Genomic DNA, 8,524 nt, shown 5'->3' with positions numbered 1-8,524 from the left:
AAGATACAGGTGCTGCGCAATACCCCCCAATCCGATTCTCGAGCGTACTTATATCGCTAATCCAACTCAATGGTGGGGTCGTTCTGCATACCCCGCAGGATTAGCGGCCTTCAATACAGTCGGAGCAGATGGCTTCACGCCCGGCTTTCATAACGCCGACGTACCCTTTGGCGTAGCCCCCGGCTTCTGCATCTAACGAAACCATTCAAGGGAGGATGAAGGGCACCTTGTCCTCCCTTGATCTTACGCACAACCCTCTATTATCTGGGCAATCATTTTCGGAGATTCTTCGGGAAAAAGGTCACAAACGGTCTCATACTCTATTTCTGAGTCAGAATTGGCTTCCAAAAATATTCGAATTTTGTCGCAGTTTGAATCCAGCGAATCGGTTTTAAAAATTAAACAGCCCAGAGGGTATTTCTCAATATCCTGAACTGCGGGATCATCTAGTCTGGCGGCAAAATGCAATATTGGCAGGCCATAGCCCATATACTCGTATATCTTACTTACTTTTTGATCGATTGTCTGATTCCCAATTGAAAGCAAGCATGACGCATTTCCCAGAACAGTCGAAATTTCACTATACGGCACGGCTTCTTTAATTTGAAACCGAGGGTTTTTCCCCTTGAAATAGCATAAATACTTTTGCGAGCTAGGAACGTAGAATTCGACGATGCTTTTCAAATCCTCCGTGTTAAGCGCTTTCTCCAAGACTTCGATTACCCAAGCTGGATTCCTAATATCCCGATCCAAGGCACCTGCATAAACCATAGTGATATCTCGCGAATGTTTTTTTTGAACAAATGCTCGTCGATTGATTAGTAGGGGGTGCTCAATTCTTACCAACTTACTCGAGAACTCTGGAAACTCGTCGGCAATATGGTCAGACCAAGTTATTTGCATAATTGACTTCGCTCGCGACAAAGCTTCTCTTTCGACATCAACATTGGCGCGATACTTAACCCTTTTCTCAAGGTGCAGTCTGTATATCGTGCTCGAGTCAGCAAACTGATCGAAGAGCATGGGAACAACATTCGTCGATGCTATCTGGTCTTTGTATTTTGACGCAGCAACCACAGACTCAAACGGCATGCACGCCGGAACAATGACATTTGGAGCCTCCGGAAGGCCCGAGAGCGCTTTGTAGTACGCTTCGACCAAATTAGGGTCACATGCATTTTCAGAGCAAACCAGCCTCAATTGTCTCCAGAACCTTGCAGACAACAGCCCGATGCTGCCCAAAAGCTTCGAACATTCAGAAGTGCCGCTGCGAAGCCGCTCTATGGAACGAGCTCTCAAAACAGACTCCGGCGTCTTCACGTAGACAATGCGGTACCCCTCGCCCTCAATGCTATGCACGTCTTTCATGCCAGGAGTTGAAGCTAGGGCCAACACTGTAATATCGTGTTCGGACTTCATTGCTTCAACTACATTCATTACGCACACGCCGACTGCAGCTGGAGCTGGCAGATAAGAATCAACTATAAAAACAATGTTCATGACAATTCACTTTGATGACGAAACCGAACAAATAAATAAATTGCACTAACGAAGCAAGCAGACGCAATGAGCGGCAGCCAGCACGAGTAACCTTGTTGAAAAAACGATATAATAGCTGACAGTGAAAACCCTACGCTAAGCGCAATTTCGAACAATGTGGTCTTGGACAGCGAAGAATCCAAAACTCTGCAAATCTCAAATTCAGACATCCAACTTCGAATAATCAACGCCACCCCCGTCCCAAATGCAATAAACCATGCATTACCGGTAAGAACATACCCGGGTAACCCTAGAAGAACAAATAAAGCTATGCTCTGAACGTTTGCCGCGAGCATGCGCTTTTCCATTCGTAATGCCTTGTAGAAAGAGTTGTTTAGCACCTGCATTTTAATTTGCCCTGCAACACTCAATAGAAGAAATGGCAGGTAACTCACGAGTGTCTTGTAATCCGGGAATACGCTGTCCACAAATTTGCTCAATATAAAATACGAACCTATGCAAAGCAACGCGCCAACAGTGGCAATCTTTTCAATATCTCGAAAGTACTTGCTATAGCGGGCAGAGTCTAGGCGTTTCAGATGAGGGTAAACAACAAGACTCGCCGCGGTAACAAAAGCAAGTAAAACATTAGTGACAGACACGCCAAATGAATAATATGCATATGAAGCCACATCTCCCGATAGCTCCACAACTATTCTACCCGCGCCAATAACTAGCATTCCAATCATATTCGCGAATAGTAAACTAAGGCCAACTTTAGACGTAGTCAAATAATTCTTTGCACATACCTTGAGAGAAACAGCCGAGCCAAAAAACAATTCGCGAAATTTGACCAATACAACAAAGCAAATTACATATTTTACGAGGCAATCAGCGGCCTCATACGGCCCCGGCAGTGGTGGCGCGAAAAACGCAAGAAACCCGATAGCAGCTATTATTAGTATTTTATCCAAAACAGAATACAGGCGATATTGAGAGAAACGGTTCGTTATCTGGAAAATATACAACACCAATCCAATTAAACAAACCGGAGGAATATCTAGTACTGTCCATAAAAGCGCCGACCGCTTGTTCGGCTCATGCACAGCCAAAATAACTAAACCCGCCAACAATACCGTCAATATCATCAGAATCAGCGCGAACAGTCGATTGGTAGCTCGCAATTCCTTAAACGGAAGCTTGTTGTACTCCCTGTCACCATATAGCAAATAAACCCCATCGCTATATCCAAGAGAAAAAATACCAACATATCCTGAATATAGAACATAGACCTGCCAAAAGGAGTAATAATCCACAGTTAGGATTTTCGGCAACACGAACGCTTTCACCAACGACGCAAGCATTACAATGGCTTGAGCCGTAATGACAAGTTTTAAGTTCCCCTTAATTCCCACGCCTTATTGCCCCCTGCAATTTGAGTTTGCAGAGGTAACTTTTTGCTGCAACAAATTTGCGAGACTCGTAGAATCCGAAGGATCGAAGAACGATACTCTTTCATACCCAGAAAGAACGTCCAACGCATAATCGAGATTCGGTGCAAGGATAGGCATCAATTTCGATCTGGCCTCCAGCAGGGGCAACCCAACAGTCTCAAGAGTCGACGGAAACAGCAGGCAATCAACCCTATCATAAAAGCAATTCATTTGTTCTTTTGGTTTCCAGCCTGAAAATTGAATTGGAAGACCTGCCGCCTTTTTTTTGAGGCCTTTTGTGTAACGATTCTCGTTTCCATCAAGCGTGAAAATAACTTCCATCCGTTTTAATGTCTCGCTGTCGAGCTGCTTCAATGCGTCGACAATCAGCCCGTGGTTCTTATAGGAAAACCCGCTTGCAGGATATGCAAAGATATAGGGTTCGTCATGAGATCTTTCTCGATTCCAATCTGAACATTCAACTTTCGAAAGCTTTTCTTTGTCTACCACCACAGAGCAACCATCAACATTCAGGCTATCGATACAACGCCGCTTTATCCAATCAGCCTGCACGACCAGCGTCGAGCACCGCTTAAGCGATCGCACGATAAATCTACCTATTACGTTCTGATAAACCCAGAGCTTAGGTTCCCTTAAAAATGAAGTTTTGTAATCGGATAGGCCAGAAGGCAGAACTGTTTGCAAGTACACTGTTTGGGGGATTGAGCAAAAAGGGAGGAGCATATTTTGAAGCGACACAGCCTCATCGGATTTCGTCGATGCAATCAGCCGTCGCGCTACAATTGCATCAAAAGCGAGTCTATGGAACCAAGATTGCTTCACCCAAGGATATTGAATGCATTCAATGTTTGAAGCCTCTGGAACGGAGGCCACGCTCGTAACAAATACATATTCATTCTCCTCGTCTGTTTTGACGCGATTGGCAAAGGAATACAGAGTTGAAAGAGCGCCGCCGCTATCAGCGGCGACATCAAACACAATTATCTTCACTGTTTCCGCCACACAGTCGCATTCACAAAGGGAGTATAGCCCTGAATAATGCGCGCCACTTTCGCACTTGTGTCGCAGTCGGCATAATCAGGTACTGGAGAAGCTGAGATCGCCAACTCAGTTTCAGTTTTGATAGCCTGAATTAAGCTGTGAGCATCCGGACACCCTAAAATGAAAGTCCCCTTATCAACAACTTCTGGCCTTTCGGTAGAAGTTCTCAGGGATACTGCCGGAAAACTCAGAATTGCCGATTCTTCTGCCAAAGTTCCGCTGTCGGACACAACGCAATAGGCATTCTTTTGGAGGCTAATGTAATCAGTAAAACCAAAGGGCTTATGCATTGACACCAATGGGTGGAACTCAATTCCCTCATTTGCAATCCTTTTTCTCGACCTCGGATGCAAACTGTAGAGAACAGGCATTTCAAAATAATCAGCCATACAGTTAATGGCCTCAACCATTGAGTGAAACTTTTTATCATTATCAATGTTTTCTTCACGATGCGCTGAGAGCAGGATATATTTTTTGCGTTGCAGCGAAAGATCGCTGAGAACGGTGCTCGTGGCTATTTTTTCCGCATTGCGCGCAAGAACTTCGCGCATAGGCGACCCCACAACGAACGTCCTTGCCGGATCAGCAGCCATCGCCAACAAGTTTCTCCTCGCATGTTCCGAATAGCAAAGATTCACATCGCTTGTTGTGTCAACAATCCTACGATTGACTTCTTCAGGGAGGTTCTCGTCAAAGCAACGATTACCTGCCTCAAGATGAAAAATCGGTATCTTGAGACGCTTAGCCGCTATAACGCATAGGCAAGAATTAGTATCGCCCAAGACGACTACAGCATCGGGTTTTATTTCCGAGAAAAGGCTATAAGATTTCGAGATAATCGAACCGACTGTCTCCCCAAGAGTATCTCCTACGACATTTAAATAATAGTCAGGTTCTTTGAGGTCTAGATCATCAAAAAAGACTTTGTTCAGCTCATAGTCATAATTTTGCCCCGTATGAATCAGAACATGATCAAAGACACGATCAAAGGTCTTAATCATTTCGCTCATTTTGATTAGCTCGGGCCTTGTTCCTACTACGGTAGCCAGCTTCAGCTTATTCATTAGTCCCTCTTCCGAAACTCTTGTAGTGGGGGTACAGATTGCAGTGACTTCTAATCCATTCAGCAATCTCTCGTATTTGCTCCTCATAACTTGATGGTCGATAGTCGATAGCAAAGTTGCGACGCATCAAAGTTTTGTCTAACTTAAAATCGGAATAGGGGGTGACTGTAAGGGAATCGGAGCACAAATATCGATTGAACAGCACAAGGAGATCATATTTGCTTATTGCGCATTCGGGCACCATGTTAACAAGTCCCGACCCGCCATACAGAGCGGCGTATTCCATGGCCTTTGCAAGCTCTAGGGTCGTCAATCCAGTCCAAATTGCGTTGCTATATCCCTTAACTTCACCCTCTTGCTGCATAAACCAATTCATCAGCCCAATACCAGCAGGGTTGATGTCTGGCCCAACGATTGAATTGCGAAACGTAAGATTGTGATCGTCACAAAGCTCCCCTAGCGCTTTAGATCGATCGTAAAACGAGGTCCCATCTGGAAAAGACATTTCATCATAGGGTCCCGTATTTCCTCGGTACACGCAATCTGTACTCATGTGAAAAATTCGACACTCCGTCGATTGCACAAGTGAGGCGAGATAGTGAGGAAAGAAAGCATTGGCAAAAACCGCCTGAGATTTATCGCGTTCAGCATCTCGATTGAGAATTCCAATCGCGTTAATTATTACATCATAATTTCCTTCACAAACAACCTTTTCTACCAGGTCAGTATCTCGGACATCACCAGATATTTCACGGTAATCAGCCGCAGGATGGCGACAAAACCCCTCAACGTAATGTCCGCGCTCTACCAAATAGCGAGATATCAAATGCCCGGCCATTCCAGAAGAGCCAAAAACTAGAAATCTCATTCGGCCTCCACTTCAATACCCTCGAGGCGATCTCTAACAAAATCGACGCTGAGCAGCTTTTGTATCGTTCCCTCAACATCGAGTCTATTCGTGTTGTGGCTCGTATAAGATTCGTCCGCCATAGTTTTGACGTCGCCCTTAACAATAAACTTATCGTAGTTTAAATCACGCGTATCAGCACGCACTCTAAAGTAGCGGCCCATGTCCTCGGCCCTAAGGCTCTCTTCGCGGGTCATCAACGTTTCAAATAGTTTTTCGCCATGCCTTGTCCCAATTACATTAACGCCAGTCTCTCCGAACAAACGCTGCACTGCAGTCGCTAACGTGCCTATAGTGCTTGCATCAGCCTTTTGAATAAACAAATCTCCCGGGTTGGCATTTTCGAAAGCAAACTGAACAAGCTCTACCGCCTCGTCAAGATTCATAAGAAAACGCGTCATATTAGGATCGGTCACTGTAATGGGCATTCCATTCTGAATTTGATCAATAAACAACGGTATTACGCTGCCACGACTGCACATCACATTTCCATAACGAGTGCAACAAATCGTAGTACGTCCAGCGCCATTACGCGCATTTGCGTAAATAATCTTCTCCATCATAGCCTTCGAAGTTCCCATAGCATTGATGGGATAAGCCGCCTTGTCTGTTGAAAGACACACGACCCTTTCGACGCCTTCATCGATGGCCGCATGTAAGACATTGTCTGTACCAATAACGTTGGTATTGACAGCCTGCATGGGAAAGAACTCGCAAGAAGGAACCTGCTTCAACGCAGCAGCATGGAATATAAAGTTCACCCCTTTCATCACATCCTGAACTGAGCGCGTATCACGTACATCTCCGATATAAAAACGAACTTTTCCGGCAAGATCAGGATATCTAGCTTGCAATAAGTGCCGCATATCATCCTGCTTCTTTTCATCACGAGAAAAAATTCTGACTTCGCCGATATCAGAATGCATAAAATGCTTGAGGACCGCATGACCAAACGAACCAGTGCCACCTGTAATCAATAGCACTCGATTGCCATAAATTGACATTACATTGAACCTTCCGTTTTTGCGCCAACCTTAATTAGTAGCTCTTCTATGTTATCCATGTGCCGCTGTTTCATAAAGTGCTTTTTAAAATAAACTCGGCCATTGTATCCGCACTTCTCGAACCTGGTCTTATCCTCAATAAAAAGCTGCATCACGTCGGCTAACGCAGAAGAATCTGTCGCCGGAACCGCTAAACCGCATCCTGAGTCTTCGATTACCTCTTTAGCCGACCCATCAATGGCGGCGATAACGGGTTTTCCTGCTGCCATATAGCCCTGCAAACGACTAGGAAGAGTCGCACTTATCCAAGGTGCGTCTGGCACATGCAAAGTCAGCAGGCAAGCGTCTGCCATTTTGTAGTAGTCCGGCATCTCTTCGTAAGGCCTTCTCCCATGGAAAAACACAGTGCTGCTCAGACCGTTCGCTTGGATGAATTCCTTACAATAGTCAAGTGCAGAGCCAGTGCCAACTATATGCACCTCATAATCACCTCGGTTTCCGAGTTTGCGAATTGCCTGCATTAAAGTTTGCATATGCTGAAGCTTGCCGATATTGCCAATCATCGCAAATCGTACTTTATCATTAGTATTTTTATTAAAGTCATTTATTAAGTATTCATCATCAGCATACTGTGGAATGTAAACTAGCCTATCCTCTCCTATGCCAAACATTTCAGAAAAACCATGAATATACTCGCTGCTATTAACCGCAATTGCACTACACGACCGATATATCCTTGCGCTCATCCTTCTTAGTAACGGCATCAGAAAACTGAGGGGTTTTGGAAGCATCGCTCTAACAGCATCTGGCCAAATATCCGCGCAATACAACACTAATGGCAACCGCATCTTCTTGCTAGCGCTAACGGCAGGCACGGCCATCAAAACTGGTGAGAGCTGATACGAGAATACCAGGTCATAATCCGGCGTCAATTCTTTCACCTTAGAGCATGCAGACACTACATAGCTGATATAATTCTTGGCCAGACCAAGCACTCCGCGCGATCGCGGAACCTCTTCGCATCGAATTATTTTTACACTGTTACGAACCTGAAGTCTGTTCTTCCCATCGAGATATTCAGCTGGTATAACACCTGTGGGATAGTTCGGCAAACCCACGAGTGCCGTAACCTCATGTCCGCGCGATGCAAGTTCTTCGCAAACCTCTGTTACTTGAAAGTGCTCGGGCCAATATCTTTGACATACCATGAGTATTTTCAAAGCTATCAACTCCTCTCTACGCCAGTAGCGTCCCGAAAGTTGGCGCAATCACTCAGAACATAGCCCCTATTCTAACCCATCCTCTAGGTAGTCTTTCCTCCAAGCGAGCTTTCATAGATGACAGCGCCAGCCCGCTCGAACCCCCAATAGAAACCAGCTATCGACTAGCTTGTTTTCTTTTCCGCAGAGAGCATGGTGCAAGCTGGCAACAACGCAGCTCAACAGACGCATATCTACTTGAGGTAACGTACAATCTCTTGCGCACTTTGACAGCAGCACAGTCTAGATACCAGAAGACATGGCGCCTGCCGTTGGTATGATTGAGTTGTCTAGATTCGATCAACCAGGAGGCAGA

Annotated in this window: 7 protein-coding genes; all 7 read right to left on the bottom strand. The window is 45.2% G+C overall.

Annotation, left to right across the window (positions count from 1 at the left end):
* Positions 1 to 243: 243 nt before the first annotated feature.
* From VJ923_RS11970 to VJ923_RS11940, 7 genes are read right to left on the bottom strand one after another with little or no spacing between them, the layout of a single operon-like run.
* A complete protein-coding gene (locus VJ923_RS11970; protein ID WP_326441794.1) occupies positions 244 to 1,500 on the bottom strand; it encodes a glycosyltransferase family protein in 1,257 nt (418 codons plus the stop codon).
* Positions 1,497 to 2,894 carry a lipopolysaccharide biosynthesis protein gene (locus VJ923_RS11965; RefSeq protein WP_326441792.1) on the bottom strand — a complete coding sequence of 466 codons (1,398 nt, stop codon included), beginning with the start codon at positions 2,892 to 2,894 and terminating at the stop codon, positions 1,497 to 1,499. The genes VJ923_RS11970 and VJ923_RS11965 overlap by 4 nt, the downstream gene beginning before the upstream one ends.
* Positions 2,895 to 2,897: 3 nt before the next feature.
* Positions 2,898 to 3,935, bottom strand: a complete 1,038-nt coding sequence (locus tag VJ923_RS11960; protein ID WP_326441790.1) for a glycosyltransferase — start codon at positions 3,933 to 3,935, stop codon at positions 2,898 to 2,900.
* Positions 3,920 to 5,038 carry a non-hydrolyzing UDP-N-acetylglucosamine 2-epimerase gene (gene wecB, locus VJ923_RS11955; RefSeq protein WP_326441789.1) on the bottom strand — a complete coding sequence of 373 codons (1,119 nt, stop codon included), beginning with the start codon at positions 5,036 to 5,038 and terminating at the stop codon, positions 3,920 to 3,922. Before wecB ends, VJ923_RS11960 begins: the two co-directional genes overlap by 16 nt.
* Positions 5,031 to 5,906 carry an SDR family oxidoreductase gene (locus VJ923_RS11950; protein WP_326441787.1) on the bottom strand — a complete coding sequence of 292 codons (876 nt, stop codon included), beginning with the start codon at positions 5,904 to 5,906 and terminating at the stop codon, positions 5,031 to 5,033. The genes wecB and VJ923_RS11950 overlap by 8 nt, the downstream gene beginning before the upstream one ends.
* A complete protein-coding gene (locus VJ923_RS11945; protein ID WP_326441785.1) occupies positions 5,903 to 6,949 on the bottom strand; it encodes a polysaccharide biosynthesis protein in 1,047 nt (348 codons plus the stop codon). Before VJ923_RS11945 ends, VJ923_RS11950 begins: the two co-directional genes overlap by 4 nt.
* Positions 6,949 to 8,169 carry a glycosyltransferase family 4 protein gene (locus tag VJ923_RS11940; RefSeq protein WP_326441783.1) on the bottom strand — a complete coding sequence of 407 codons (1,221 nt, stop codon included), beginning with the start codon at positions 8,167 to 8,169 and terminating at the stop codon, positions 6,949 to 6,951. Before VJ923_RS11940 ends, VJ923_RS11945 begins: the two co-directional genes overlap by 1 nt.
* Positions 8,170 to 8,524: the final 355 nt, after the last annotated feature.

This window comes from Adlercreutzia shanghongiae, assembly GCF_035830635.1.
Classification (GTDB): Bacteria; Actinomycetota; Coriobacteriia; order Coriobacteriales; family Eggerthellaceae; genus Adlercreutzia; species Adlercreutzia shanghongiae.
This window is presented reverse-complemented; position numbering and strand designations above follow the sequence as displayed.

Excerpts from the sequence above, each read along its gene's own strand:
- VJ923_RS11970 (WP_326441794.1), bottom strand. The coding sequence starts at position 1,500 with ATGAACATTGTTTTTATAGTTGATTCTTATCTGCCAGCTCCAGCTGCA.
- wecB (WP_326441789.1), bottom strand. The coding sequence starts at position 5,038 with ATGAATAAGCTGAAGCTGGCTACCGTAGTAGGAACAAGGCCCGAGCTA.
- VJ923_RS11950 (WP_326441787.1), bottom strand. The coding sequence starts at position 5,906 with ATGAGATTTCTAGTTTTTGGCTCTTCTGGAATGGCCGGGCATTTGATA.
- VJ923_RS11945 (WP_326441785.1), bottom strand. The coding sequence starts at position 6,949 with ATGTCAATTTATGGCAATCGAGTGCTATTGATTACAGGTGGCACTGGT.